General features: G+C 67.3%; 18 protein-coding genes, 2 tRNA genes and 1 pseudogene. 11 read left to right on the forward strand and 10 right to left on the reverse strand.

Features of this window, described 5'->3' with window-relative positions; translation table 11 throughout:
• The first annotated feature begins 1 nt into the window (after window position 1).
• Genes MF609_RS13760 through MF609_RS13780 form a run of 5 tightly spaced genes read left to right on the forward strand, consistent with a single transcriptional unit; the run spans window position 2 to window position 6,858 of the window.
• Entirely contained in the window at window positions 2-970 is a 969-nt protein-coding gene (locus tag MF609_RS13760; RefSeq protein ID WP_242416871.1) for an alpha/beta hydrolase, read from the forward strand.
• Complete coding sequence (gene rhaM, locus MF609_RS13765; protein ID WP_242416872.1) at window positions 967-1,284, forward strand: L-rhamnose mutarotase; 318 nt, start codon at window positions 967-969, stop codon at window positions 1,282-1,284. The genes MF609_RS13760 and rhaM overlap by 4 nt, the downstream gene beginning before the upstream one ends.
• Window positions 1,281-4,223 carry a beta-galactosidase gene (locus MF609_RS13770; RefSeq protein ID WP_242416873.1) on the forward strand — a complete coding sequence of 981 codons (2,943 nt, stop codon included), beginning with the start codon at window positions 1,281-1,283 and terminating at the stop codon, window positions 4,221-4,223. The genes rhaM and MF609_RS13770 overlap by 4 nt, the downstream gene beginning before the upstream one ends.
• Window positions 4,224-4,243: 20 nt before the next feature.
• The gene (gene bglB / locus MF609_RS13775; protein WP_242416874.1) at window positions 4,244-5,356 is read left to right on the forward strand and encodes a beta-galactosidase BglB; all 1,113 of its coding nucleotides are present in this window, start codon (window positions 4,244-4,246) and stop codon (window positions 5,354-5,356) included.
• On the forward strand, window positions 5,356-6,858 hold the full coding sequence (locus MF609_RS13780; protein WP_242416875.1) for an MFS transporter: 1,503 nt from the start codon (window positions 5,356-5,358) through the stop codon (window positions 6,856-6,858). The genes bglB and MF609_RS13780 overlap by 1 nt, the downstream gene beginning before the upstream one ends.
• A gap of 19 nt (window positions 6,859-6,877) precedes the next feature.
• On the opposite strand, the gene MF609_RS13785 is transcribed toward MF609_RS13780, so the two are convergent.
• Complete coding sequence (locus MF609_RS13785) at window positions 6,878-8,812, reverse strand: rhamnogalacturonan lyase (RefSeq protein WP_277991248.1); 1,935 nt, start codon at window positions 8,810-8,812, stop codon at window positions 6,878-6,880.
• Between the two features lie 206 nt (window positions 8,813-9,018).
• On the opposite strand from MF609_RS13785, the gene MF609_RS13790 reads away from it, so the two are divergent.
• On the forward strand, window positions 9,019-12,186 hold the full coding sequence (locus MF609_RS13790) for a TonB-dependent receptor (protein WP_242416876.1): 3,168 nt from the start codon (window positions 9,019-9,021) through the stop codon (window positions 12,184-12,186).
• Between the two features lie 93 nt (window positions 12,187-12,279).
• Here MF609_RS13790 and MF609_RS13795 read toward each other — a convergent pair whose 3' ends face one another.
• Together MF609_RS13795 and MF609_RS13800 are read right to left on the reverse strand one after the other, a co-directional pair.
• On the reverse strand, window positions 12,280-12,948 hold the full coding sequence (locus MF609_RS13795; RefSeq protein WP_242416877.1) for a DUF6250 domain-containing protein: 669 nt from the start codon (window positions 12,946-12,948) through the stop codon (window positions 12,280-12,282).
• Window positions 12,945-15,692, reverse strand: coding sequence for an exo-rhamnogalacturonan lyase family protein (locus MF609_RS13800; RefSeq protein ID WP_242416878.1), 2,748 nt, complete (start codon window positions 15,690-15,692; stop codon window positions 12,945-12,947). The genes MF609_RS13795 and MF609_RS13800 overlap by 4 nt, the downstream gene beginning before the upstream one ends.
• Before the next feature lie 239 nt (window positions 15,693-15,931).
• On the opposite strand from MF609_RS13800, the gene lldD reads away from it, so the two are divergent.
• Window positions 15,932-17,074: an FMN-dependent L-lactate dehydrogenase LldD gene (gene lldD, locus MF609_RS13805; protein WP_242416879.1), complete on the forward strand. Its 1,143-nt coding sequence runs from the start codon at window positions 15,932-15,934 to the stop codon at window positions 17,072-17,074.
• Between the two features lie 6 nt (window positions 17,075-17,080).
• On the opposite strand, the gene MF609_RS13810 is transcribed toward lldD, so the two are convergent.
• Entirely contained in the window at window positions 17,081-19,318 is a 2,238-nt protein-coding gene (locus MF609_RS13810; RefSeq protein ID WP_242416880.1) for a TonB-dependent receptor, read from the reverse strand.
• 292 nt (window positions 19,319-19,610) lie between these two features.
• The gene (locus MF609_RS13815; protein ID WP_242416881.1) at window positions 19,611-20,627 is read right to left on the reverse strand and encodes an aldo/keto reductase; all 1,017 of its coding nucleotides are present in this window, start codon (window positions 20,625-20,627) and stop codon (window positions 19,611-19,613) included.
• A gap of 151 nt (window positions 20,628-20,778) precedes the next feature.
• Here MF609_RS13815 and MF609_RS13820 point away from each other — a divergent pair, with 151 nt between their 5' ends.
• The 3 genes from MF609_RS13820 to MF609_RS13830 are packed head-to-tail and all read left to right on the forward strand — an operon-like array spanning window position 20,779 to window position 23,187.
• Window positions 20,779-21,675, forward strand: coding sequence for an AraC family transcriptional regulator (locus tag MF609_RS13820; RefSeq protein WP_242416882.1), 897 nt, complete (start codon window positions 20,779-20,781; stop codon window positions 21,673-21,675).
• 40 nt (window positions 21,676-21,715) lie between these two features.
• The gene (locus tag MF609_RS13825) at window positions 21,716-22,633 is read left to right on the forward strand and encodes a bifunctional helix-turn-helix transcriptional regulator/GNAT family N-acetyltransferase (RefSeq protein WP_242416883.1); all 918 of its coding nucleotides are present in this window, start codon (window positions 21,716-21,718) and stop codon (window positions 22,631-22,633) included.
• Window positions 22,630-23,187, forward strand: a complete 558-nt coding sequence (locus MF609_RS13830) for a GNAT family N-acetyltransferase (RefSeq protein ID WP_242416884.1) — start codon at window positions 22,630-22,632, stop codon at window positions 23,185-23,187. The genes MF609_RS13825 and MF609_RS13830 overlap by 4 nt, the downstream gene beginning before the upstream one ends.
• A 19-nt stretch (window positions 23,188-23,206) precedes the next feature.
• Here MF609_RS13830 and MF609_RS13835 read toward each other — a convergent pair.
• The 4 genes and pseudogenes from MF609_RS13835 to MF609_RS13850 form a co-directional block, all read right to left on the reverse strand.
• Window positions 23,207-23,494, reverse strand: a pseudogene (locus tag MF609_RS13835) (MFS transporter); the annotation flags it as partial.
• A gap of 271 nt (window positions 23,495-23,765) precedes the next feature.
• Window positions 23,766-23,842 (reverse strand) — tRNA-Pro (locus tag MF609_RS13840).
• Between the two features lie 45 nt (window positions 23,843-23,887).
• Window positions 23,888-23,963, reverse strand: a tRNA-Ile gene (locus tag MF609_RS13845).
• Between the two features lie 76 nt (window positions 23,964-24,039).
• A complete protein-coding gene (locus MF609_RS13850) occupies window positions 24,040-25,068 on the reverse strand; it encodes a LacI family DNA-binding transcriptional regulator (protein WP_242416885.1) in 1,029 nt (342 codons plus the stop codon).
• A gap of 167 nt (window positions 25,069-25,235) precedes the next feature.
• Here MF609_RS13850 and MF609_RS13855 point away from each other — a divergent pair, with 167 nt between their 5' ends.
• Complete coding sequence (locus tag MF609_RS13855; RefSeq protein ID WP_242416886.1) at window positions 25,236-26,117, forward strand: ROK family protein; 882 nt, start codon at window positions 25,236-25,238, stop codon at window positions 26,115-26,117.
• An 80-nt stretch (window positions 26,118-26,197) separates the two neighbouring features.
• Here the strand turns inward: MF609_RS13855 and MF609_RS13860 are convergent, their stop codons facing one another.
• Complete coding sequence (locus MF609_RS13860) at window positions 26,198-26,440, reverse strand: hypothetical protein (RefSeq protein ID WP_242416887.1); 243 nt, start codon at window positions 26,438-26,440, stop codon at window positions 26,198-26,200.
• Window positions 26,441-26,458 lie beyond the last annotated feature (18 nt).

Here is a 26,458-nt window from a genome sequence, read left to right on the forward strand (position 1 = left end):
CATGACGCTCGACAGACGCACCTTGATCGCCGCCGGATTGTCGCTCGCCGCGGCTCCGCGCGTAGCGATCGCGGCGCCCACGGCGAACCGCTTTCCGATCTGGCCCGCGACCCCGCCGGGGAAGCCGACCACGCCGGTCGCCGACCAGTTCGTCCTGCGCGCGCCCGAAGGTCCCGCCGACAATATCGCATGGCCGCATGTCGCGACGCCGATGCTGACCGTCTGCCCGGCGGCGAAACCGACCGGCGCGGCGGTGCTGTTGATCCCCGGCGGCGGCTATGCACGGGTCGCGGTCGGTCGCGAGCCTTCCGCCGTGGCACGCTGGCTCGCCGGCCTGGGCGTGACCGCGTTCGACCTGCTCTATCGCCTGCCGCATGACGGCTGGGCGGCGGGGCCGGACGCGCCGTTGCAGGATGCGCAGCGGGCGCTGCGCGTGATCCGGGCGCGAGCCGGTGAATGGGGCATCGATCCGACCAACATAGCGGCGATGGGCTTTTCGGCGGGGGGGCATCTGGCCGCGCGCCTTGCTGCGAATGGCAACCGCGCAACCTATGCCCCGATCGACGCCGCCGATCGCCAGCCGACCTCGATCAGGGCGGTCGGCCTGTTCTTCCCGGTCATCACCCTGACGCAGGACTTCGGCCATGCCCAGTCTAAACGGGAGCTGCTCGGCGGCAAGGGCGATCCGGCGCTGGCAAGCCGCTATTCGGCGGAACTGAACCTGCCCGCCGACATGCCGCCGACCTTCCTCGGCCATGCCGCCGACGACAAGGTCGTACCGGTCGCCAACAGCATCGCCATGTTCCAGGCGGTCCACGCCCTGCCCCGCCCGGCCGAACTGCATATCGTCGAGGAGGGCGGCCATGGCGCGCGGCTGATCGGTGCGGACGGCAAGCCCCATTCGTGGCTCTCCCGCTTCGCGACCTTCGCGCACCGCCACGGCCTGAACATCCCCGGAGACGAAGCATGAGCCAGCCGATCGCATTCCGTATGATGCTGAAGCCCGGCATGGCGGAGGAATATCGTCGTCGCCACGACGCGATCTGGCCGGACCTGGCCGAGGCCCTACGGGCGGCGGGCATCCACGATTATTCGATCTTCCTCGACGAGGAAACCAACGCACTGTTCGCCGTCCTCCGGCTCCATCCCGACGACACGCGCGACACGCTGCCCGGCGAGCCGGTCATGCAACGCTGGTGGGATTACATGGCCGACCTGATGGAGGTCCGCGCGGACAATCGCCCGGTCGAGGCACCACTGACCCCGATGTTCTACCTGCCATGAGCGTTCTCGCCGCCCTGTTGCTCGCGGGCACGGCGCAGGTTGCGCCGCCTCCTCAGCGTGTCACGTTCGATCGCCAGTCGTTGCTGATCGACGGCAAGCCGACGCTGATCTGGTCGAGCGAATTCCACCCGTTCCGCCTGCCCTCGCCCGACCTGTGGCGCGACATATTGCAGAAGATGAAGGCGAGCGGGTTCAACACCGTCGCCATCTATATCGACTGGGGCTTCCACAGCCCGAAACAGGGCGTGTACGATTTCAGCGGCATCCGCGACATCGACCGGCTGCTGACCATGGCGCAGGAGGAGGGGCTCTATGTCATCACCCGCGCCGGCCCCTATGTGAATGCCGAGCTGTCGCGCGGCGGCTTTCCGGGCTGGCTGGTCAACCAGCCGGGCAAGGCGCGGACCGACGATCCCGAATATCTGGCGGCGGCCGACGAGTGGCTGGACCGGATCAACCCGATCATCGCCAAGCACCAGTTGGGACGCGGCGGCAGCGTCATCCTGCACCAGATCGAGAACGAACTGGCGCTGACCACGCCCGCGCAGGGCCGCTACATGCAGCATCTGTACGACAAGGCGCGCGCCGACGGCATCACCGTGCCCATCTTCCACAACGATCAGGGCCGCAACGGCTATTGGGTGCCCAAGGGTTCGGGCGTGCCGCTGACGGTCGAGGGACCGCAGGAGCTGTACGCGTTCGACGGCTATCCCGGCGGCGTGTGCGGCGTCGACAACAAGCCGACCAAAGGGTCCGCCGCCCCCGACTGGGGCCTCTACGGCCCCGGTGGTGCCAAGGGCGGGGCCAGCGCCTCGCCCAAGACGCCTGGCTTCATCGCGGAATTCGGCGGCGGCTGGTTCGATTATTGGGGGTCGAACGGCATGTATCCGTGCAACGCCATCCAGCGCGGCAGCGGATATCAGCGTGTGTTCTACGGCACGAACATCGCCAACGGCATCGCGATCCAGAGCATCTATATGGGCTATGGCGGCACCAGCTGGGGCTGGCTGCCCGCGCCGGTGGTATACACCTCCTACGATTACGGGTCGGCGATCGATGAGGCGCGCAATCTTCGGCCCAAGGCGTTGGAACTGAAGCAGATCGGCCAGTTCTTACAGGCAGTGCCCGATCTCGCCCGACTGGAAAAGGCGCCACCGGTCGCGATCACCGGCAGCGATGCGGTGCAGGTCTATCATGACCGCAATCCCGATACCGACGCGCGCCTGCTGTTCGTCGCGCCCAAGCCGTCCAACGCGACCGGCGACGCGCGCTTCACGATCACTGCGGAGCTGCCCGACGGGCGCTACAGCTTTGCCAGCGAACTGCACGGGCGTGACGCCAAGCTGCTGGTTGCGGGGGTAAACCTCGAACGCCAGCGACTGGTCTATTCGACGTCCGAACTCCAGACAACGATCCGCCATGGTGCAGAGGATGTCGCGCTCTTCTACGGCCGGGCGGGCGAACCGGGCGAGACGGTGCTGCGCTATACCTCCGCGCCCAAGGTCACGGTGGTTGAAGGCGAGGTCGCAAGCGCCTTCGACGCCGCGAAGGGCGACCTGCGCCTGACCTACACGCACAACGGCCTGGCCCGCGTGCGGATCGAGGGCGGCGGTCGCGCGCCCTTGCTGCTGCTGATCGGCGACGTGGCGGCGGGGCAGAGCTTCTTCCGGCAAGACGGCCTGCTGGAGCGTGGCCCCGCGCTGGTACGTCACGCGACGGTGCGCGGCGGCACGCTCGACCTGACCGGCGATACCGAGACGGCAGCACCGCTGGAGGTCTGGGGGCCGGTTCGCTCGGTTCGCTGGAACGGACAGTCGATACCCGTCGCCCGCACGGCGAGCGGGAGCCTGATCGCCCGACGCCCCCTGCCCGCGCCGCAGACGCTGGCCTTGCCCGACCTGATGGCGGCGACCTGGCGCTATGCCGAGGGTTCCCCCGAAGCCCGGCCAGACTTCGACGATGCCGGCTGGACCATGGCGGGAGCGGCGCGCAACGTCGCGACCATCCGTCCGCCGACCGGCCAGCCCAATCTCGGCGCGGAGTCCTACGGCTTCCACGACGGCGACGTCTGGTATCGCGGGCGCTTCACCGGCTCGACGCAGGCAAAGACCGCGACCATCCATTACGGCGCGGGCGGTGCGGGGATGCTTCAGCTGTTCCTAGACGGGAAGCTGGTCGGCCAGCACGAACTGGCGGGCGGCCTGCCACGGCCGATCACCACCGGCGTCGCGGAGTTCGCCCTGCCGCCCGAGGCGCAGGCCCCCGGCGAGCATGTGCTGGCGGCGATGGTGCGGGTGAACGGCCACAACTGGGACCTCGACGTCGACGACGCGCACAAGGAACCGCGCGGGCTGATCTCCGTCTCGCTGGCGCAGGCTGGCGGCGAGAGCTTCGCCGTGCCGATCCGCTGGAAGATTCAGGGTCGCGCGGGTGGCGAGGATCTGAAGGATGTTGCGCGCGGCCCGAGCAACAATGGCGGCCTGTATGGCGAACGCATGGGCTGGACCTTGCCGGGCTTTGCCGACGGCGCATGGCCGTCGCTAAAACTGGCGGATGCAAAGGCCTACACCGGCACCAGCTGGTATCGCACCGCCTTCGACCTGTCCGTGCCCAAGGGAGAGGACGCGACCATCGGCGTCCAGATCGGCGATGCGACGACGCCGCGCTCGCCCGGCCGTTACCGCGTGCTGATCTTCGTCAACGGCTGGAACATGGGCCAGTTCGTCGCGAATGTCGGGCCGCAGCGCGTGTTTCCAATCCCGGAAGGAATATTGCGCCATCGCGGCCGCAACACGCTGGCGCTGGCGGTGACCAGCGACGGCGCGCCCGGCAACGCCATCGATCCGGTCCGGCTCGTCACCCTGCATCACGCGCGCGGCGGCGTGGGCGTCACCGACGTGGCCGCACCCGCCTATCGCGACCTCTATCCAACCCATTGATCCTTCGGAGAGACTTTCCCGTGGCAGCCCTCAATCACGATATCCCCCGCGCCGAGGTGACGGCGCAGATCGCCAAGCTGATCGACAATCTCGTCAACATCAAGGACGAGACCGGCGAGTTCCTGCTGCGCCTGGAGGACGGCCGCGTCATCGACACCAAGGGGTGGAACGACTGGGAATGGACCCACGGCATCGGCCTGTTCGGCCTGTACCGCTATTGGGAGCAGACCGGCGACGAGGCCGCGTGGGACGTGATGCTGCAATGGTTCGAGGACCGCTTCGCCGCGGGCACGCCGACCAAGAACATCAACACCATGTCGCCCTTCCTGACGCTCGCCAACCTGTACGAGCAGACCGGTGACCAGACCTACCTGCCCTATCTCGACATCTGGGCCGAATGGCTGATGGCCGATGACGGCCTGCCGAAGACCGAGGAAGGCGGGTTCCAGCATATCGTCTTCAACGACGAGAACCCGCAGGAGATGTGGGACGACACGCTGATGATGAGCGTGCTGCCCCTCGCGCGCATCGGCCAGATTCTCGACCGCCCGCATTATATCGAAGAGGCCAAGCGCCAGTTCCTGATCCACATCAAATATCTGTTCGATCGTCAGACCGGCCTTTGGTATCACGGCTGGACCTTCGACGGGCGGCACAATTTCGCAAGCGCCTTGTGGGCGCGCGGTAATTGCTGGGTCACGATCGCGATCCCCGAGATCATCGAGATGCTCGACTTGCCGCCGGGCGATGCGTTCCGCACCTTCCTGATCGACACGCTGGCGGCGCAGGTGAAGACGCTGGCCGAGCATCAGGACGAAAGTGGGTTGTGGCATACGCTGATCGTCGATCCGACCAGCTACCTCGAAGCGTCGGCCACCGCAGGCTTCGCCTATGGCATCCTGAAGGCGGTGCGGAAGGGATACCTGCCGCGCCAGTATGAGGCGGTCGGCATCAAGGCGATCCGCGCCGTCCTCGCCAATATCGACGAGCATGGCGAGCTGAAGCAGGTCAGCTTCGGCACCGCGATGGGCGACACGATGCAGTTCTACAAGGACATCGCCCTCACCTCGATGCCCTATGGCCAGAGCCTGGCGATCTGCGCGCTCGGCGAATTCCTGCGGACCTACATCTGATGTCCACCGCCGCCATCGCCCCCGCCCGGCCGGTCCGCTGGTATAATTTCGCCGCCTATGGATCGAACGACATCCTCGGCGCCGGGTCGATGGCGGTCATCAGCACCTGGGTGCTGTTCTTCTACACCACCTTTTGCGGCCTGTCGGCGGCGCAGGCGACTCTGATCTTCGGCATCGCCCGTGTGCTCGACGCAGTGGCCAGCCCGACCATCGGCTATATCTCCGACCGGTTCGGCAACACCTGGGCGGGGCGCAAGTTCGGGCGGCGGCGGGCGTTCATTCTCGCCGCGATCCCGCTGCTGCCGTCCTTCGCGATCATGTGGGTGTCGGGGCAGAGCTTCTGGTTCTACCTCGTCACCTATGTCCTGTTCGAGCTGGTCTATGCGCTGGAGATCATCCCCTACGAAACGCTCGCCGCCGAAATGGCGAGCGACTATCGCAGCAAGGCCAAGTTCGCGGGCTGGCGGATCATGTGTGGCCAGATTTCCGCAATCCTCGCCGCGATCCTGCCCGGACGCCTGATCGAGCATCTGGGGAAGGATTCGCCCGACACCTATCTCTACATGGGCATCCTGTTCTCGATCCTGTTCATGGCGTCGGCGACGATGCTGTACCTGTTCAGTTGGGAACGCCCGCGGTCTGCCGAGACGGTGGCGCTGGCGAAGGAGCGCATGACGCCGCTGGCCGCGATCCGCGACCTGTATCGCAACCTGTTCTCGACGCTGCGCATCCGCGCGTTCCGCCTGCATCTGGGCATGTATCTGGGCGGTTATATCAGCCAGGACATCTTCAATGCGGCCTTTGCCTATTTCGTCGTCTTCGCGCTGGGCGGCACGACGCTGGCCGTGTCGAACCTCGCCGGGCTGACCTATGCGGTGCAGACGGTCGCGGTGCTGCTGGCGATCAACTTCGCACTGCGCGCCTCTCCCGCACGAGCCTATCGCATCGCGGTCGGCAGCTTCGCGCTGGGCGTGCTGCTGTTCCTGGGGCTGTGGTGGACCGGACAGGGGGCGAGCGGCTGGATCTTCGTGCTGCCGGTGGCGTTCGCCGGGCTAGGGCGCGGGGCGCTCAACTATATTCCTTGGGCGACCTACAACTATATGGCGGACGTCGACGAGATCGTCACCGGCCGCCGCCGCGAAGGGGCCTTTGCCGGGGTCATGACCTTCGTGCGGAAAATGTCGCAGGCCGCCGCGTTGATCGCGGTGGGGCAGATATTGCAGGCATCGGGCTTCGTCACCGGTGCCGCCAGCCAATCGCCGGGGACGATCCACGCCATCGTCGCGGTGATGATCGGCGGCACGCTGCTGCTGCTCGCCTTCGGCTTCTGGGTGTCGCTGCGCTTCCGGCTCGATCCCGCCAACCATGCGGTGCTGATGGACGAGATCGAACGGCTGCGCGCGGGTGAACGCGAACCTGCCAACCCGCAGGCGAAGAAGGTGGTCGAGGACCTGTCCGGCTGGCGCTACGACCAGCTTTGGGGACGCAACCCGGTCCTGTGACCGGGCTGCGCCTTCGCCGTTACTCTGCCTTGTCGGACGCCTTGGTCATGCCGAGGTAGAAGCCGGTATGCGGCGGCTGGTTATAGGCCGTGTTCTGCCACGCGATCCCCGCGCGATAGACCGGGTCCTGCAACAGCGTGGTGATCCGGTGCGTAGTCGGCCATGGCGTGGTATAGATACGCAACTCGCGATTGTCGGCGCTCCGCCACACCACCTCCTCGCGCCAGTCGCCGATCAGGTCGGCCTGAAGCGCCGGATTGGCCTTGGTGCCGTTGTTCGACGCGGTCTCTTCCGCCACCAGCAGCGGCTCGGTCTTGCCGGTCTTCCAGTTCCATTTGGAGATGGTCGTGCCGTCGAGCAGTTCGCGAAGCAGATCGCCGTCCCACCAGATGGCGAAGTTGGTCTGGCGGGGATGCGGTCCGATCGCTTGGCCGTGGACGTCGTAAAGATCGGGCTGGTTCGCCCCCCACATTTCCTCGCCGACATGGCGCGGGTCGATGTCGGCGGACAAACCCCGCCCGGTGTCCGTCGTCGCGGGCTTGGTCCACAGGACTTCGCCGGTGCGCGCATCCAGCAGCGCGGACCCGATGCCGCCGTTGCGGCGGACCTCCTCGAATACCCCGAACTTCTCCAGCCCCGGCCGGGTCGGGTCGAGGTCGCCGACATGCATCGTGTCGCCATGATAGAGCGGTTGTGTCCACAGCCCCCTGCCATCGGCGTCGACCGCCATCGAGCCGTAGATAACCTCGTCCCGCCCATCGCCGTTGACGTCGGCGATACTGAGCTGGTGGTTGCCGCGCCCGGCATAGTCCGCGTTGCCCGGTTGATCGGTGTCGAACAGCCAGCGCTTGGTGAGCTTCCCGTTCCGATAATCCCAGGCGGCGATCGCGGTGCGGCCGTAATAGCCGCGCCCGAAGATCATGCTGGGACGCCTCCCGTCGAGAAAGGCGACGCCGGCGAGGAACCGGTCGACGCGGTTGCCATAGCCGTCGCCCCAATGCTGCGCCATCCACGCAAAGCCCGGATCGTCACGAGGACCGCGCGGCGGATCATAGGGCGCGGTCGCCAGCGCGCGGCCGGTGGTCCCTTCGAACACCGTCAGATATTCCGGCCCGGTCAGGATGCGTCCGGCAAGCTTCGCAACCATCCGCCCGTCCGGCGTGACGTGCGCGCCGGTCCTGTCGGCCTGCGGCACTTCGCCGTCATGCGCGCGCCAGTCGGCCCTTGCGTCGCCAATCACCCGGCCGGTGCCATCGACCGTGCCGTCGGCGGTCTTCATCGCGACCTCCGCGCGGTCGTCACCGTCGAAATCCTGCACGAGGAACTGGGTATAATGCGCCCCGGCGCGGATGTTGCGGCCGAGGTCGATCCGCCACAGCCTTTTGCCCGCCAGCGTATAGCCGTCGAGATAGACCGGCCCGGTATAGCCGCCCTGGCTGTTGTCATGGGCGTTGGTCGGGTCCCATTTCAGCACCAGGTCGGGCCGCCCGTCCCCGTCGAGATCGCCCAGCCCCACGTCGTTGGCGGTATAGGTGTACCGCTCCCCCGCCGGCGTGACGCCGCCCGGCGGCGGATCGAGCGGTATCGACAGATAGCCCTTGGTCCAGACCGGCACCGCAGCGGTCCGTGCGCCGGCCGTGCCGGACGCGATCATGCGCACGGCATAGCGGCTGGCCGGCGTGCCGGCGGCGTCGCGGAAATTGGTGGAGTCGGTCACCGGACGCGGCGTGATCCGATGGCCGTCGCGATAGACCTCGAACGCCGCATCGCTTGCGTCGCTGGCCAGCGAGCGCCAGCTGACCAGCACCCCGCCGCCCTTTGCCGGCACCGCGACCACGCCGCGATCCAGCCGTTCGACCTGCCGAATCGGCAGCGGCGCGGCCGCCGCTGCACCGATCGCGGCAGCCATGACCCAGGTTGCGAGGCCTGCCTTCAGCCCCTGGAATTCCGCCATTCGTCCGTTCCTCCCGTCTTCGTCCGTTCGGCCGGACGCTATCGTTGTGCGATCCAAACCGCTTCGGCCAAGCATAAACCCATCGTACTAAATTCCAATCTATATGATTGCATTCCACATTGTGGTCAGTTACACCCATATTCGAGTGGAGGATCCCCGCAGTCGGCCGACAAGCATCGGTCACGCGGGGCGAGAGGGAGGATGTCATGACGGGTTTCGTCGCAATCACCGGGTCACGTCTACCGGAAGACCGGGGGGTCCTGCGCCGCATGTTGCGCACGTCGGCATGGGGCGTGCTGGCCGCCGGCCTGAGCGTCGGCACGCCGGCACTGGCGCAGAGCGCGAACGCCCCGGCACAGGGCGATCCCGCCACCTCCTCGACCGCACAGGGCGATGAAGCCGGCGTCGGCGAAATCCTGGTCGTCGGTACCCGTGCCTCGCTGCAATCGGCGATCGCCCGCAAGCGCAAGGCGGAGACGGTGGTCGATTCGATCGTCGCCGACGACATTGCCAGCTTCCCCGACAAGAATGTCGGCGACAGCCTGGCGCGCATCACCGGCGTCCAGCTGAGCCGTGATTTCGGCGAGGGCGTGAAGGTGTCGATCCGCGGCGTCGAACCCGACCTCAACCGCGTCGAGATCAACGGCGTCAGCCAGATGTCGGCCACCGGCGAACGCTCCGGCGACTTTCGCGAACTAGCGACCGAACTGGTCAAGTCGATCGACGTGTATAAGGGCTATTCGGCGAACCTGACCGAAGGCGGCCTAGGCGGTACGGTGTCGATTGAGACCCGCCGTCCGCTCGACCTGGCGAAGCCGCTGGCGACACTGGTCGCTTCCGCACAGCACCTCGACACGACGGAGGACTGGCGTCCGCGCGCGACCCTGGTGCTAGGCACGCCGCATTTCCTGCTCGACGGCCTCGGCGTGCTGGCGAACGTCACCTATGACGACAAGACGACGCGTCAGGACTATATCAGCAACACCAACTGGCAGCGTATCGCCGATTTCGACCGGTCGGACCAGAAGACGGTCGCAGACCCGAATTATGCGAACTTCAACACCTATGCCAGCTGCGCCGGTGTCGGCGGCGCGACGACGGCGGCAGCGACCGCGCGTCGCTTGGCGTGCGAAACGCAGTTCTTCGACTGGGTGCCGACCGTTCCGCGCTATCGCAACTGGGTCCGCCGCGACAAGCGAATCTCGGCCGATTTCCAGCTACAATATGAGTTCGCGCGTAACTTCCGCGCCTTTGCCAGCGCACAGATTAACAATCGCGACCAGAATCTGCAGGATGCGAACTACTCGCTCGACACCAGCCGGTTCGAACGGTTCAACTATGACGCGCCGCTGGCTGCCGGCCTGAATGGTGCCACCTCGCGTCCGCAGATCACGGCGGGGACCGCTACGGTAGGTGCCGACCATGTCGTCACCAGCTTCCGCACCGCCGACAATTCGGTCAACATCGGGACCGCCGCCAATCCGGTGTACAACGGTGCGAGCAATATCCTGAGCGTGCAACGGCGTAATTTCAGCTACGATCAGAAGTCGAAATATTATACGACCGGTTTCAACTGGGACATCGACCGGCTGAACCTGAAGTTCCTTGCGTCGCGCGCCACCGGCAAGACGATCCAAGAAACCAACCTGCTTGCCTATGCCACCGGTGTTTCGGGGGTCACCGTCGACCGTCGCAACGACCAGGGCATTCCGGTCTTCAATTTCCCGACCTCGGTCAATCCCGCTGACCCCAGCATCTATACAGACTTCACCCGTCGTGGGGCCAATGGTCAGTTGCTGATCCCATCCGGTCCAACCCTGCAATATCGCCCGGGTCAGCTTGAAAACAGCGAGAACCAGTTGAAGCTGGACGCGGACTGGGACACCGGGCTGTCGTTCCTGAAGACGCTTCAATATGGCGCGCAACTGCGCTGGCTGGAATTCCTGAACTACATGGGCGGTGGTTCGCGGCTGATCACCCCGGCCGTCGGATCGACACCGGCAAAATACCAGTCGAGTGCAAACGTGTCATTCACGACCAACATCGTGAACAACGTGACCACGCGCCGCAACGGCAACACCTTCTTCCTGACGCCAGCCGAATATGTCGCTCTGGTCAACGGCAACTCCACCCAGACCGGCGGTGCACCGCTGTTCAGCGGGTTGCAGGGTGCGCCGTCCAGCATACCGTCGCGCCTCGCCATTCCCGAATTTAATTCGCAGGCGCTGTCGCAATATTACGACTTGTCCGGCTTCGATCAGGATTTGGTCCTGTCCGCCGATGGCCTGCCCCAAATTCCGAACGCGCGGATCAAGGAAACCGTCGCCGCTGGCTACCTGCAGGCGGATATGGAAACGCAGGTTCTGGGAATGCGGTTGAGCGGCAATGCCGGCGTCCGTTACGTCTATACCCGCGATACCGGCACCGGCACCAATATCAGTCGGGTCACCCGTCGCACCGCCACGGGCGGCACGGAAACGGTAGTGCTGGCGGCACAGGAACTGTCGCTCAGCACCAACTATGTCGACATTCTGCCGACCTTCAACGCGCTATTGGAGATTACCCCCGACCTGGTCCTGCGCGGCAACTGGGCCAAAAACGTCGCCCGCCCCCGGCCACTCAGCCTGGTGCCCAACATCAACTGCCTCGACGACCAGACGGTCTCTTCGGCCGACGACGTGTGCAGCGCGGGCAACCCGGACCTAAAGCCCTATCGCGTGTCCCAATGGGAAGCGAACCTGGCCTGGTATCCCAACAAGGACACGATGGTCAGCCTGGGCTATTACAAGAAGGACATCAGCAGCTTCGTCATCGAGAATATCACACGCAGCGGCGTCGACCTGTTCCGGGACGGCATCACCTACACCGTGCGTCAGCCGGTCAATGGGCAGGGCGCGCTGCTGGACGGCATCGAGGCTACGGCGCAGACCGCCTTCACCTTCCTGCCGCAGCCGTTCGACGGCTTCGGTGCCAGCGGCAACGTGACCTTCGCCCGGGCGATCCGCACCAACCTGATCAACAACGCGACCAACGCCGCGCTGACCGAATATCCCGGCCTGTCGAAATGGACGTGGAACGCCAGCATGTTCTACGACAAGGGCTGGTTGAACGCGCGCCTGAGCTACAATTACCGCTCCGACTGGTTGGACACGGTTGCCAGCGCCACCAACGGCAACAACCCGCTCTATCGCAAGGGCGAGGGCTATCTCGACGCGAAGGTCGTGTTCCGCTTCCCACAGTGGCATTACCAGCTGTTCATGGAGATGCAGAATATCGGCAAGGAATATTCCGAACTCTACATCAACAAGTCGATGCCGGTCGATCTCTACTACCCCGGCCAGCGTTTCTTCGCTGGTTTCCAGCTGAAGTTCTGACGGTGCAGGCGTCCGGGTTTCCCCCGGACGCCGGCCACTCCCCAAACTGAACGGGGCCGGATCATCGCGATCCGGCCCCCTTTTTCTATGCGGTCAACGGGCGAGCGGCGTGATCCGCACGTTGCGGACCCGCAAATGGCTGCGCGTCGTGCGCAGGCCGAACCAGCCGCGGCGATAGGGCGCGGCGTCGTGCAACGTGAACAGCCGACGCCCGTCGCGCTCCACCGCCACCTCGGTCCCGTTCGCGATCAGGCGGATATGCATCCAGCGATTGGGCACCAGCATCGCCGCCCTGTCGCTACGATCATGCTGCGGCAGCAGCGGTCGGTCCCCGTCGCGGCCGACATAGCGCCGCATCCGCGTGGTCGTGTTCCGGTTGCCGCCGATCCCGACATAATAGGTCTGCAGCCGGTCATAGCCGGCGAAGCGCCCGTCGCGCGGCCGGGCGAGGACCGACCCGCCGGGAGCTTCCGGGTCGCGCGCCATCCAGAAGGCGTTGACGTCGCTCACAGCATCGTGCGGCCCGCCGGCCTGCACCGCCATCACGTCATAGTCGATGGCGACCGGCCCAGTCAGTTCGCGCGCATACCACAGGGTCACACCGTCGGCGGCATCGATGTCGAGGATGCCATGCCGCGCGGTGACGCGCGCGCCCGGCTCCGCCTCGACCCGCCAGCGCGACAGGTCGTCGCCCCGGAACGCATCGGCTACCCATGATGCCGGGACGACCGCCACCGCCAGCGCGATCAGTGGACGGATCATGCGCCACCGTCCAGCAGGGGCGCGAGCAGCACCAGATTGGCGGTCGCCGCCAGCCCCCATTGCGCGGCGTCGTTGGTCGACACTTCCGCCAGCTCATCGACCGGCTTCAGCACGGCGGGCGGCAGGACCTTCGTCACGCCGCGCCGCTGGTCGCGGGTCGCACGGTCGCCTGCACCGGTGAACTCGGCCCAGGCCCGCTTTGCCAGCGCCGGGTCTTGCCGTTGGACGGCGGCATAGGCGGTGTAGCGTGAATGCGCCTGGGTCAACCCGCGCCCCTTGCCCGCTTCGCCCGTCTTCGCACGGAACGCCGCTTCGGGCGCATTATAGTAGGCGCAATAATCGAGCCACGCCTCACGGTACGCGGGCACATCGACCAGTTCGAGCAGCTCGGCCATCGTCTCGAATACGCCGAAGACGCCGTTCAGATGGCTCATGCTGACATGCTCGCCGCCACCGACGAACCGGCCGGAGGCGAGGTCGAACGGCGCGCCACCCGCGAACCATTGCTTCGGCAGCGCAGCGAGCGACTCCATCCCCGCCACGATCCGGTCGCGCCAGCGGGTATCGCGCGTCCGTTCCCATTCGGTCATCCATGCCGCGACCAGCGTTCCCCAGACCGTACCGAACTGCATGAAGACCTGTCCCGGCGGCAACGGCGCGTCGGCGACGACCGCGCCGGTGCCCCCGGGCGGAGCGTTGCCGCCGACGCGCGCCTCGACCTTGCGGCCGATCTCGACGTGGCGCAGCGTCTGGTCGCTGTCGACCAGCGCGCGCATCAGGTCGCCGCAGCGCTCGTCGGCGGTCAGGTAATAGAAGACGCGGCGATAGGCGGCGTTGGAAATACGCGGCTGTTTCGAACTGTCGCCCCAATGCTGCACGCCGTGGCGGGTGCCGAACCCCTTGAACCGGCCGAGATGATAGACATCGACCTCGCCGGTATGGCGCGTCATCGCCTCTGCCATGCGAAACACGTCGGCGCGGCCAGTGCGCAGATAGGCGTACCAGAGCCACAGGTCGGTCGACAGCTCGCTATTATCCCATGCGAAGCCGCCGATATCGTAGCGCCACACATGCCGGTCACCGTCATAGCTGTGCATGACGTCGCCATAGTTCCAGAAGCCGTACCAGCGCCGCTGCTCGACCTGCCCGATATAGAAGTCCAGCTCGCGCGACGCCCGCGCCTCGACCATGCCGCGCAGCCCCGGACCGGCGGGACCGGCCCGGTCCCAGATGCCGAAGACCCCGGCGGCGTGGATCGCGGCATTGTCGGGTACCACGCGTGGGGGTGCGGCAAGCTGCGCCGCCATCTCCGCCAGCCGTTCGCGCGGCGGCGTGGCGGGTAGCGCCCACAGGCGAAACTCGGTCGTCCGCGCGATACCCGTCGCATCGCCCCAACCCGGCTCGAAATCCTCATAGGTGATGTCGAGGCCGAGATTCTGGTGGGCGTAATCCGCCATGCCCATGGTGTCGTGATAGAAGCGCAGGTCCATCGCCGGGGCGTCGGGCGCGTGATACCACAAGCTGAAGCGCGCGGTGTCGCCGGTCGCGCGGGTCACGTCCATCCCGACCGGACAGCGCTGCCAGAAATCATGCATCGCAAAGGCCACGCCACCGCCCGCCCCGCCGACATAGCCAAGCCCCGCCGCCCGCGTGCCGCCGTCGACATCGATCCAGCCATGACCCGGCCCGGGCCGCTTGGTGATCGTAAAGCCATCGGCATTGGGCTGGCGCAGGCGGAAATCGCCCCAGGCCGGGATATAATCCAGCTTGTCGCGCACGGTCGCCGCCATGGTCGCCAGCGGCGGGACGGCGCGGCCGGCGACCTGCGCCGCCCGAAACGCCGCGCCCGGATCGCGACGCAGCCCGGTCAGCGGGCGGACCGCTTCCGCCCACAGCCCCCCGTCCTGCCCGGCGAAGCGGACATGGCGATCGACCAGCGCATCGTGCATCGGCACGTCGCCGTGTAGCCCCAATCCCCGGATGAAGCGATGCGCCGGATCGCCGTCGAAGATCAGGCTATGGACGATCCGCACCGAAGCCGATCCGGCATGGAAATAAAGCCGCAGCGAAAAGGGCAGCCATTGCTCGCCCTCCCCCTCATGCCGGCCCTCGACCCGGATGACGGCGCGGATCGGGCCGTCCTGTTCGACCACCGCCCGCTCGATCCGTCCGGCGTAGCGCAGCAGCCGCGCCGGGTCCCCGCCGTCATCCTCCGACCGGTCGAGCGCGGTGGCGGTCAACGCGACATTGCCCATCACGGTCGTACCGCCGGTCATCGCCTGCCGGATGATGGCCGTCCCCTGCCGCCCGACGATCCAGACGGTTTCGCCGACGATGACGGTCAGCGCGTCCGCTGCTTCCCGGACCTGTACCGTGGCGGCAGACGCGCGGCCCCGTCCGGCCTCGACGCGCAGCGCGGCGGCGCGGGCCGCATCGGCGGGGGCGGCGTGGCCGGTCCATTTGATCGACCCGTCCGGCCACCATGCGAGCGGCCAGCTCTGCAGCGCCCCGCCCCCGGCCAGCCGATAGTCGCGCGCCAGCCGCGTCCCGCGTGGCCAAGGCTGGCCCCAGGTCACACCGTCATGGCGTTCGGGTGGCGCGCCGTCGAGCCAGTTCGCACAGCCGACCGCGCCCGTCGCGTTGCGGAACGCCGCTGTGGACGGTGCGGTGGTCGCTGCATCGGCCGGCACGACGACCGCCGCCGAACTTGCCATCAGGAAGGTTCTGCGATCCAAACCGATCATAGGGCACGCTCCGAAATATGGAATTATTTGCCATATTATGGAAAACGTGACACAGCGTCAAAGCCTTCATGCCCGTGCCGAACGGGCGTAAGGCGTCGGCGACCAACCGCATTCCGGCAGGACCATGGACGGCGAAGTTTGACAGATGCGCCTGCGCTCCGCGACATGTTCCGCAGGACATGCCCGGCCGCACGATGCACTCTTCGCTTTCCTGACCCTCCGCAGCTAGGACCCTTGCCATGATCGTGTCCGCGCCCACCGATTTCCGCGCCGTCGCGCGCCGCCGCCTGCCGCCGTTCCTGTTCCACTATATCGACGGAGGAGCCTATGCCGAACATACGCTGCGGCGGAACGTCGACGACCTGTCCGACGTGGCGTTGCGCCAGCGGGTGCTGCGCGACGTCGGCGATCTCAGCCTCGAAACCGAGCTGTTCGGTCAGCGCATGGCGATGCCGGTGGTGCTGGCGCCGGTCGGGCTGACCGGCATGTATGCGCGGCGGGGGGAGGCGCAGGCAGCGCGCGCCGCCGCCGCGAAGGGCGTGCCCTTCACCCTGTCGACCGTTTCCGTCTGCGCGATCCGCGAGGTGCAGGACGCCTCGCCCGCGCCGATCTGGTTCCAGCTTTATGTGCTGAAGGACCGGGGGTTCATGCGCGACGCACTGGAACGCGCACGGGCGGCGGGGGTGACGACCCTGGTCTTCACCGTCGACATGCCGGTGCCCGGCGCACGCTACCGCGATGCGCATTCGGGCATGTCCGGCCGCGGCGCACCGCTGCGCCGGATGATACAGGCCGCGACCCATCCGCGCTGGGCATGGGATGTCGGGCTGCACGGGCGGCCGCACGATCTGGGTAACATCTCTACCTATCGCGGCATGCCGACGGCGCTGGCCGATTATATCGGCTGGCTGGGCGCGAATTTCGATCCGTCGATTTCGTGGCGCGACCTCGAATGGATTCGCGATTTCTGGATGGGGCCGATGATCATCAAGGGCATTCTGGACGCCGACGATGCGCGCGACGCGGTCCGTTTCGGAGCGGACGGGATCGTGGTGTCCAACCATGGCGGGCGACAGCTCGACGGCGTGCTGTCCACCGCGCGCGCTTTGCCCGCCATCGCCGATGCGGTGAAGGGCGAGATCAAGATCCTTGCGGATTCGGGCATCCGGTCCGGGCTGGACGTGGTGCGGATGCTGGCGCTGGGGGCCGATGCGACGATGATCGGCCGTGCCTTTATCTATGCGCTGGCCGCCGCGGGCGAGGCCGGCGTCACCCGGTTGCTCAACCTGTTCGACAGCGAGATGCGGGTCGCCATGGCGCTGACCGGGGCGCGGTCGATCGCGGAGATCGACCGGTCGAGCCTGGTCGACGCGCCCCGGTAACCGTCGTCAGAATGCGCGCCGCAGCGTCACCGTCACCTCGCGCGGGGCGACGGGGTAACCGATCGCGGCCACGCTGCCGGTGTTGAAGCGGCGGTCGGTCAGGTTGGTCGCCGCCAGTATCACCGTCCACGGGCCATCGGCATAGCTCAACTGCGCATTCGCCTGCTGCGCATCGGTCACCCGGTGCTGCGGTTCGTTGCACAGCGCGATATTATAGGGCGAGGCGCCGCTATAATCCCCGCCCAGCCGCCAGCCGCCGCGCACCACCGCCCCGCGCAGTTGATAACGGACCGCCGGGGTAAAGCGCAGGTCGAGGTCGCGTTCGTTCGCGACGAATGCGGTGCAGCCGGGACTGCTCTTCAACCGGGTGAACCGATCCGCCAGCGTCGCGACCCAGCCGCCGACCTCCAGCCACGGCAGCGGCCGCGCACTCGCTTCGACCTCCAGCCCCTGGATACGCGCATCGCCGACATTCTGGCGAAAGATTTCGGGCGGCGCTCCGGCACGCGCGGCTGAAAAGGCGATATCGCTGTAATCGCTGATGAAATAATCGACGTCCCAGCGCAGCCGCCCATCGGCGGCGCTACCCTTCGCGCCGACTTCGTAGGTCCATACCCGCTCAGGCGCGATGGCAGCCTGCCGGTTCAGCACGAAGTCGATATTGCGGGCGCGCCCGTCGAAGCTGCCGCTGCGAAACCCCTTTGCGGCGGACGCATAGGCCAGCACGCCGCCCTCTTCCGGCCCCATCCGGTAGTCGACCGCCACACGCGGCGACAGGTCGCGCCACGACTGCGCGATACGGCGTTCCGCCCGGCGACCATCGGGGAGGATCAGCACCGTGTCGGGCGCGGTCAGGAACTGTACGTCATAGCGCTTGCGCTCATCGGTCCAGCGCGCGCCGAGCGTCAGGCGCGCCCGCGCGCCGACATGGCCGGTGGCGGAGGTAAAGGCCGACCAGCTATCGGTGTCGAGCGCCGGGCGATAGGGCGACCAGGTGCCGCTGGTCCCCGACCCGCGCGATGGCGCGGCGAAGAAATCATCGGTGCGGTAGCGCGCGGCGGTGCCCGCCGGCGTCGCGAAGCTGATCGCGGTCAGCTGGTCGTTATGTTCGTGGAAATAATAGCCGCCGGCCAGCCAGTCGATCCGCCCGCCAAGGGCGTGGCCAGCCAGAGTGAACTCCTGGCTGACGCTGTGCTGGCGCTGGTCCTGCAACAGGATGACCGCCGTTCCGCCGCCCGGCGGGTTCGCCGTCTGGTCGAACCCGATCCGCGACCGCAGGCTGCGCCAGCCGGTGATCGACGTCAGCCTCGTGTCCCCGCCCAGCGCATAATCCGCGCGCAACGATGCGCCGCCGCTATCGGTCTTGTTCAGCGGCATCGTGTCCGCCGACCGGAACCGGTCGATATCGCCGTCGCGCTCGCGAAACACGTTGGTGAAGCGTCCCGGCCGATCGGGATCGGGCAGGAACTGCTGCGGGAAGCGCGGCGTCGAGCGTTCGCGGGTGATATCGGCGGTCGCGAACAATGTCAGCCGGTCGGTGGGCGTCCACGACAGGCTCGCCCGGCCGCCCTGCACATCCTGTCCGTTGACGACGGCGCCGTCGGTCAGGTTCCGGCCCCAGCCGCGCTGGTTGCGCGAAAGGCCCGACAGGCGCAGCGCGGCGTTGCTCGACAGCGGCAGGTTGATCGTCCCGCGCGCATCGACCCGGCGATAGCTGCCGATGGTCAGGTCGGCGATGCCGTTCACGCCGTCGGTGGTCGGTCGCTTCGTCGCGACCTTGATCGCGCCGCCCGACGTGTTGCGGCCATAAAGGGTACCCTGCGGCCCGCGCAGCACCTCCACCCGTTCGACATCGATCAGGTCGAGCAGCGATCCGGTGGCGCGCGGCAACAGCACGTCGTCGACATAGATGCCGACCGGCGGGTCGTTGGTGAAGATCGAATCCCCCTCCCCCACCCCGCGCAGGAACACCAACGCGCCCGAGGTCGTGCCGAAATTGCGCGCGAGATACAGGTTGGGCACATTGGCCCCCAGCCGGTCGAGGCTGCGGATATCCTGATCGTCCAGCCGCGCGGCATCCAGCACCGTCGCCGCGATCGGCACGTCGCTCGCCGGTTCCTCGCGGCGCTGCGCGGTCACGACGATATCGCTGTCGGCGGCGGTGCGATCCTGCGCCCCGGCCGGTACGGAGACGAGGAGCAGGGCGGACCCGAAGGCCCATCGGGAAACAAGACTGTCGGTCATTCGTGAATTCAACCCTGGGCCATCGCTGCAAGGGGGCGGATCACCGTCCAGCGCCCCCCTTCCGCCCGCCCTTGATCCAGGAGGATGCATTCTGTCCAGTGGGCGGGCGGTTCGGTGCAGGATGGCAGGGTCGGTAGGTGCTACGCTGGCGAGTAACCCGACTGTCGTGCGATCGGCGCGATAGCGGGCCTTGGCATCCGAAATGACTGCCGCCGGACAACCGTTTGTCGCCGCCGGGGCGGCGGTATCGTCGCATGTGCGAGACGCACCGCCACGTCGCCCCGGCAGTTCCTTACGCGCGATAGCCGCTTTGCCGTTCGAGCATCCAGCCGGGATATTCCGCCGGCAGCTTGGTCACCGCATCGAGCGCGGCGAGATCGTCCGCGTCGAGCGACACCTGTGTCGCGGCGATATTATCGGCGAGCTGTTCGACCCGCTTGGCCCCGACGATGACGCTCGTCACCACCGGCTGATGGAGCAGCCAGGCGAGCGCGACCTGTGCGACGGTGCAGCCCTTCGCCTCGGCGATGCGCCGCATCTCCACGAGTGCCGCCGAACCGCGGGTGCGGTCGACCGGCGGGAAGTCGAAGGTGGCGCGCCGGCCGTCCGAGCCCAAGCCCTCGCCGTCATATTTGCCCGACAGATAGCCGCCGGCGAGCGGGCTCCACACCATCAGCCCGATCTTCTCGGACCGAAGCATCGGCACGATCTCGCGCTCCAGATCGCGACCGACCAGGGTGTAATAGGCCTGCAGCGACAGGATCGGTGCCAGCCGCCGCGCCTCGGCGATGCCGACCGCCTTGACCACCTGCCACGCCGCCCAGTTGGACAAGCCGAGATAGCGGACATGGCCGTGGCGGACGAGCGTGTCGAGCGCCTCCAGCGTCTCCTCGATCGGCGTCGCCGGGTCGAAGCCATGGATCTGATAGAGGTCGATATGGTCCAGCCCGAGCCGCCGGAGGCTCTGCTTGCACTGGCTGACGATGTGGCCGCGCGAAGCGCCGCGTGCGTTGGGACCGTCGCCCATCGGCCCCAGCACCTTGGTCGCGACCACGACATCGTCGCGCGCGACGCCGAGGTTCCTGAGCGACTGGCCTAGGATGCGCTCGCTCTCGCCGTCGGCATAGACGTTGGCGGTGTCGATGAAGTTGATGCCGGCGTCGAGCGCGGTCTTCACCAGCGTGTCGGCCTCCTCCTGCCGGAGCTGGCCGATCTGCCCCCACATGCCTTCGCTGCCGCCGAAGGTCATGGTGCCAAGGCAGAGTTCGGACACGAACAGGCCGCTATGGCCAATTTGACGCATACGCATGGGGTCGTTCTCCTGATGGGATCGGATGCATGGGAGATAGTCGCCGAGCGCGCGGCGTCGCGACGCCGATCCGATCAATATTCTGCCCGATCCTATCAAGGTGTCGCGCTGGCCCGTGCATCGACGCGGATCACGCACTAACTTGCGGCCGATGACGACGCTGACCGACCTTGCCCCGCTGATCGAGCGCCACTGGTTCGCACATGGCCGCGAGACGCCGATCGACGGGCTGCTGCTCACCCGCGCGGAGACGCCGAGCGGCATCATCCGCTCGGTCTACCGCCCGTCTTTCTGCCTCGTGGTGCAGGGTGCGAAGACGACGATGCTGGGCGAGACACCCTATCGCTACGCCGCCGGCCAATGCCTGCTCGCCTCGGTCGACCTGCCGGTGACGGCGCGGATCACGCAGGCGTCCCACGAGGCGCCCTATCTCGCGCTCTCGTTGGCGATCGATCCGGCGACGGTCACCGAACTGCTCGCCGAACAGGCCGGGGCGCTGGCCGATGCACCCGCCTTCGCCGCCCTCTCCACTGCCGATCACGATCCCACGCTGTGCGATCCTCTCAGGCGGCTGCTCGACCTGCTCGATGCCCCACGCGATGCGCAGGTGCTCGCGCCGTTGGTCCGGCGCGAGATCGTCTGGCGGCTGCTTGGTGGCGCCCTGGGACCGGCGCTGCGCCAGATCGGGCTCGCCGACACCCACGCCGCCCGCATCGGTCGCGCCACCGCCCACATCCGCGACCATTATACCGAGACGCTGCGCGTCGCCGATCTGGCGGCGCTAGCCGGCATGAGTGTCCCCGGCTTCCACCGCCACTTCAAGGCGGTGACGACCATGACGCCGGTGCAGTTCCAGAAGCAGGTGCGATTGCAGGAGGCCCGCCGCCGGCTGATCGCCGCCGAGGAGGTCACGCGCGTCGGCTTCGCCATCGGCTATGAAAGCCTGTCGCAGTTCAGCCGCGACTATCGCCGGCTGTTCGGCGCGCCCCCGGGCCGGGATGCCGCCGCGGTCCGGGCGCAACTCGTGCCGGAACCGGCGCTGCCCTAATACTTGACTCCGTCAAGTATTAGGGTCCAGCATGTCGGCCATGGAAGACGCAGACGTCACGGCAGTCCGCCGGTTCAACCGCTTCTACACGCAGACGATCGGCGCACTCGATGCGCGCTTCCTCGGCACCGATGCGAGCCTGCCAGAAGCGCGACTGCTGTTCGAGATCGCCACGCGCGAGCCCGTTACTGCCAGTGTGTTGCAGGACGTGCTGGGCATGGACGCGGGGTATCTCAGCCGCATGATCGCGCGGTTCCAGACACGGGGCTGGGTCGTTCGTGTCGTGCGTGAGGATGATGCACGCGCCCGCGACCTGCGACTGACCGAGGCGGGACGCGGCGCCTTCGCAATCATCGACGCACGCCAGCGCGATGCCGTCAGCGATCTTCTGGACGAAGTGCCGGGCACGAGCCGACGCGATCTCGTCGAGGCGCTCACCCGCGCCCGTCTGCTGCTCGATCCAGGATCAGGCGGACCGTTCCACATCCGGCCGTTCCGCACGGGAGAGCCGGCGCTGATCGCCGCCCGGCAATCGATCCTCTATGCCGAAAGCCATGGCTGGGGCCGCGAGCTTGAGGTGATCGAGGGCGAAGTGATCGCAGCCTTTTTGCGCGACTTCGATCCCGCCCGCGAGCAATGCTGGGTCGCGGAGATCGACGGCGTGCTGGCCGGCGCGGTGTTCGTGACCGATGAGGGTGACGGCCTCGCTCGCCTGCGCCTGCTCCACGTCGAACCGTTCGCACGGCGGCGCGGGATCGGCGAGGCGCTGGTCGCGCGATGCGTCGGCTTCGCGCGCGAGGCCGGCTATTCGGCGCTGACGTTGTGGACGCATACCGTACTGGAAGCCGCCCGCCGCATCTATGCCGCGCAGGGTTTCCGATGTGTCGAGACGGCGATGCACGACCGGTTCGGCGTGCCCCTTCAGGGAGAGACGTGGCGGCTGGAGCTGGCAGCATGAGCGATGCCTTGACGATCCGGCCGGCGGTGGAGGACGATCTGGACGTGCTGCGCGACCTGATGACGTTGGCGATCGATCAGGGGCAGGCGGCGGTGCTGACTCCGGCCCAGATCGTCGCGAGTCGGTCCGTGATGGGGCTGGATACGCAATTGGTGCGCGACGGGACCTATTTCATCGTCGAGGAAGACGGCGCGGCGGTCGGCTGCGGCGGATGGAGCCGCCGCGCGACGCTCTATGGCGGCGATCACAGCGCCGGGCTGCGCGATCCCGCGCTGCTCGACCCGGCCCGCGACGCCGCCCGTATCCGCGCGATGTACACCCATCCCGATCATGTCCGGCGCGGGATCGGCCGCATGGTGCTGGACCGGTGCGAGCGGGCCGCCGCGGAGGCGGGTTTCACAGCCGGGGAACTGATGAGCACGGCCAGCGGCGAGCGGCTCTACACCGCGTGCGGCTATCGCCCGCTCGAACGCGCCGATGCGGATGTGGGTGGCGTGGTCGTGCCGCTGGTCCGGATGCGCAAGGTCCTTCATCGGTTCGGAACCGGCGGGTGACCCGCGTCACCGTCGCTGTTCAGACCGGGCAGGTCGCGATGCGGGGGTGACGCCGGAATGCCAGCAGCATCGCCAGCGCGACCACCGCCATCGCGGCCCCTGCCAGCGATACGACGGGCAGGCCCAATCCCGCGCCGATCACTCCGCCACCCAATGCCGCGCCGATCGCGTTGCCGAGGTTGAGCGCGCCGATATTCATCGCGGAGGCGAGGTTCGGCGCATCGGCCGCGGCATCCATCACCCGCATCTGCAAGGGCGGCACGATAGCGAAGCTGGCGATGCCCCAGATCAGGATCGCGGCGGCAGCGGTGAACTGACGATAGGCCATGCGCAAACCCTCGACTGCGACGCTCAGTCGGTCGGATATAATGCGGGCGCGGTAAAAATTTCCGGTGCGTAACGAAATGGAGAGGGGCAGCGGCTGGCCGGACACCATGATTTCCGCCGCCAATGATAGCTGTCGCCGCGCAGTTTCAGGTTCGGCAATCCCACGCCTTGGCCCCCAATGGGTACAGCGAGGGGTACAACCGTTCCCGATCGCCGGGCTGGCGGCGTGTAATCAGTAACTTGGCGTGAGTTGGTCGGGGAGACAGGATTCGAACCTGCGACATCCTGCTCCCAAAGCAGGCGCGCTACCAGACTGCGCCACTCCCCGACGCGAAGCGCGGCCCTAGTCGCAAATGCCGCGCGGTACAAGCGTTGGTGGGCCCGGCAGGACTCGAACCCGCAACCTAGCCGTTATGAGCGGCCAGCTCTAACCATTGAGCTACAGGCCCCACGCTTGTGCAAGGCTGCGATAGCGTCGGGTGCGGGCGGTGCGCAAGGGCGTTGATGCCCCCTGCCCCGCCGCGATCACGCGGAGTCGCGTTCGACCAGGATCGGCGACATTACGACCGACGGCGCATCCTCACCGGCGATGCGGCGGAACAGGGCGGACACCATCTCGGTCGCGCCGCGCGCGATGTCCTGGCGGACGGTGGTGATGCGCGGCACGGCGCTGACCGCGAGCGGCAGGTCGTCATAGCCGACGACCGGCATGTCGGCCGGGACGCGGATGCCTCGGTCGGCCAGTACGCGCAGCGCCGTCAGCGCGATGACGTCGGACGCGGCGGCAATACCGTCGATCTCCCCGCCCACCCGGTCGAGATGGGCGGCGATCTCCTGTTCCATAATGTCGGAGGCGAGATGGGTGTCGAGTTGGACCGGGGGCTGAGAAATGCCGGCCATCGCCATCGCTTGCGCGACACCTTCGCAACGCTGACGGATTTCGGGGGCGCGCAGTTCGCCGAGAAACGCGATCCGCCGTGCGCCGCGTTCGATCAGCCGTTCGCCCGCCAGCCGGCCGCCGGCGATATTGTCGGTGCCGACCGCGCAATGAACCTGACCGGCCAGGTTGCTGCTGCCCCATGCGACCAGCGGGCGATAACGGCGCGCGACGCGTTCGATGGTGTGGAACTGGTCGGACTGACCGATCAGCAGCACACCGTCGAGCATCCCGGAATCGACGATCCGCTCCAGCCAGTCGGTCGCATCGGGAATGACGCGCGACAGCATCAGGTCATAGCCGTCTTCGGTCAGGCGATCGGCAAGGAAGCCGAGCATCGTCATGAAGAACGGGTCGGACAGGTGCTGACGCCGTTCATGCCCCAATGGCACGACGACGCCGATCACCCCCGTCCGCTGCGTCCGCAGCCGGCTGGCCATCTGGTTCGGCCGGAAGCTGTGTTCGGCGGCCAGCGCCTGAATCCGGTCGCGCGTTTCGGCATTGACCAGCGACTTCCCGGCAAGGGCGCGCGACACGGTGCCCGGCGACACGCCGGCCAGCCGGGCCAGGTCGGCGATGGTCCGCACGCGGGTCGAAGGGGCGCTGTTGTCGTCCATGGTGCGGCTTGTACGAACATATTCCATCGCTCGGCCAGCATTATGTTCGGTCCGGCCTGTCGATTGCAAACGATTGCCAAAGCCGGTAACGGCCGGTCGCAACTGCCCGGCTTGCCGCGACCGTCGTCGTTGCGGCATGACCGGGCATCAGCGGAGAGGGGCGAGCGATGGTTGCGGACAAGATGGTGGCCGGTGTCGAACTGGGCGGGACCAAGTCGATCGCGGTGATCGGTCGCGGCGACACGATCGTCGACCGGTTCCGCGTGCCGACCACCACCCCGGACGAAACGCTCGGCGCACTGGCGCAGAAGCTTGCCGAATGGCGGAACGACCATCGACCGGAGACGATCGGCATCGCCAGCTTCGGCCCGATCTCGGTCGCCGAAGGGCGGATGCTGCCGACGCCAAAGCCGCACTGGGCCGGCGCAGACATCGTCGGCCCGCTGGCCGCTGGGTTCGACCGGGTAGCATTCCATACCGATGTGACCGGCGCGGCGCTCGGCGAGGGTCGGCATGGCGCGGGCGTCGGGCTGTCCGATTTTATCTACGTCACGGTCGGCACCGGCGTCGGCATGGGGATCGTCGTCAACGGGCAGCCGGTGACCGGCATGATGCATCCCGAAGCCGGCCATATTCGCGTCCGACGACGCACCGGGGACGATTTCGCGGGAGCCTGCCCGTTCCATGGCGATTGCCTGGAAGGGCTGGTCAGCGGTCCGGCGATTGCGGCACGAGCCGGCAGGCCGGCACATCTGCTGAGTGCCGACGATCCGGCATGGCGCGACGTTGCCGATGCGCTGGGCGAGGCGTTCGCGATGTTGTTCCTGACCCTGTCCCCTGCCCGCATCATCGTGGGCGGCGGTGTCGGGCTGGGCCAGCCGCAACTGCTGCCGATGGTGCGGGAGCGCGCGGTCACGGCACTGGCGGGCTATCTGGGTTTCGTCGACGAACGCTCGATCGGGGAGCGGATCGTGCCGGCGGGCCTCGGCGACGAAGCCGGCCCGCTCGGCACGCTGGTCATGGCGCAGGGGGTGTTGGGCGACGCCTAGCGCTTAATCCACCTGCCCGGATCGCTGTCAGTTTACCGGCGACAGGCCGCAGACAGCGGCACGCCGCGCCCGCCATCACCTTAACCTGCGTCGGCGCCATCGGTCCCGGTAGCGGCATTGTCCGCGCCGCCCGGGCCGCCATGATAGTCCTTCTCGCTCTGCCCTCCGTCGAAACGACCGGCATCGCCCCCGTCATGCGGGTTCGGATAGGCACCGCCACCCGATTCCCCGCCGCCCTTCGTGCTGTTCACGCCGTCCGGCGTGGCGGCGTCGGTGCCTTGGCCATTGGCCTGGACCGGTTGCTTTTGCTGGTCGGTCGTCATGCGATCCTCCTTCTTTCC

The sequence above is a fragment of the Sphingomonas panni genome, from assembly GCF_022664435.1.
GTDB classification, from domain to species: Bacteria; Pseudomonadota; Alphaproteobacteria; order Sphingomonadales; family Sphingomonadaceae; genus Sphingomonas; species Sphingomonas panni.

What these genes read in the sequence shown, in the direction of transcription:
- MF609_RS13815 (WP_242416881.1), bottom strand. Translation starts at nt 20,627, where the DNA reads ATGCGTATGCGTCAAATTGGCCATAGCGGCCTGTTCGTGTCCGAACTC.
- MF609_RS13780 (WP_242416875.1), top strand. Translation starts at nt 5,356, where the DNA reads ATGTCCACCGCCGCCATCGCCCCCGCCCGGCCGGTCCGCTGGTATAAT.
- MF609_RS13800 (WP_242416878.1), bottom strand. Translation starts at nt 15,692, where the DNA reads ATGATCGGTTTGGATCGCAGAACCTTCCTGATGGCAAGTTCGGCGGCG.
- MF609_RS13860 (WP_242416887.1), bottom strand. Translation starts at nt 26,440, where the DNA reads ATGACGACCGACCAGCAAAAGCAACCGGTCCAGGCCAATGGCCAAGGC.
- MF609_RS13770 (WP_242416873.1), top strand. Translation starts at nt 1,281, where the DNA reads ATGAGCGTTCTCGCCGCCCTGTTGCTCGCGGGCACGGCGCAGGTTGCG.
- MF609_RS13760 (WP_242416871.1), top strand. Translation starts at nt 2, where the DNA reads ATGACGCTCGACAGACGCACCTTGATCGCCGCCGGATTGTCGCTCGCC.
- MF609_RS13820 (WP_242416882.1), top strand. Translation starts at nt 20,779, where the DNA reads ATGACGACGCTGACCGACCTTGCCCCGCTGATCGAGCGCCACTGGTTC.
- lldD (WP_242416879.1), top strand. Translation starts at nt 15,932, where the DNA reads ATGATCGTGTCCGCGCCCACCGATTTCCGCGCCGTCGCGCGCCGCCGC.
- MF609_RS13850 (WP_242416885.1), bottom strand. Translation starts at nt 25,068, where the DNA reads ATGGACGACAACAGCGCCCCTTCGACCCGCGTGCGGACCATCGCCGAC.
- MF609_RS13825 (WP_242416883.1), top strand. Translation starts at nt 21,716, where the DNA reads ATGGAAGACGCAGACGTCACGGCAGTCCGCCGGTTCAACCGCTTCTAC.
- rhaM (WP_242416872.1), top strand. Translation starts at nt 967, where the DNA reads ATGAGCCAGCCGATCGCATTCCGTATGATGCTGAAGCCCGGCATGGCG.
- MF609_RS13855 (WP_242416886.1), top strand. Translation starts at nt 25,236, where the DNA reads ATGGTTGCGGACAAGATGGTGGCCGGTGTCGAACTGGGCGGGACCAAG.
- MF609_RS13790 (WP_242416876.1), top strand. Translation starts at nt 9,019, where the DNA reads ATGACGGGTTTCGTCGCAATCACCGGGTCACGTCTACCGGAAGACCGG.
- MF609_RS13795 (WP_242416877.1), bottom strand. Translation starts at nt 12,948, where the DNA reads ATGATCCGTCCACTGATCGCGCTGGCGGTGGCGGTCGTCCCGGCATCA.
- MF609_RS13830 (WP_242416884.1), top strand. Translation starts at nt 22,630, where the DNA reads ATGAGCGATGCCTTGACGATCCGGCCGGCGGTGGAGGACGATCTGGAC.
- MF609_RS13785 (WP_277991248.1), bottom strand. Translation starts at nt 8,812, where the DNA reads ATGGCGGAATTCCAGGGGCTGAAGGCAGGCCTCGCAACCTGGGTCATG.
- MF609_RS13810 (WP_242416880.1), bottom strand. Translation starts at nt 19,318, where the DNA reads ATGACCGACAGTCTTGTTTCCCGATGGGCCTTCGGGTCCGCCCTGCTC.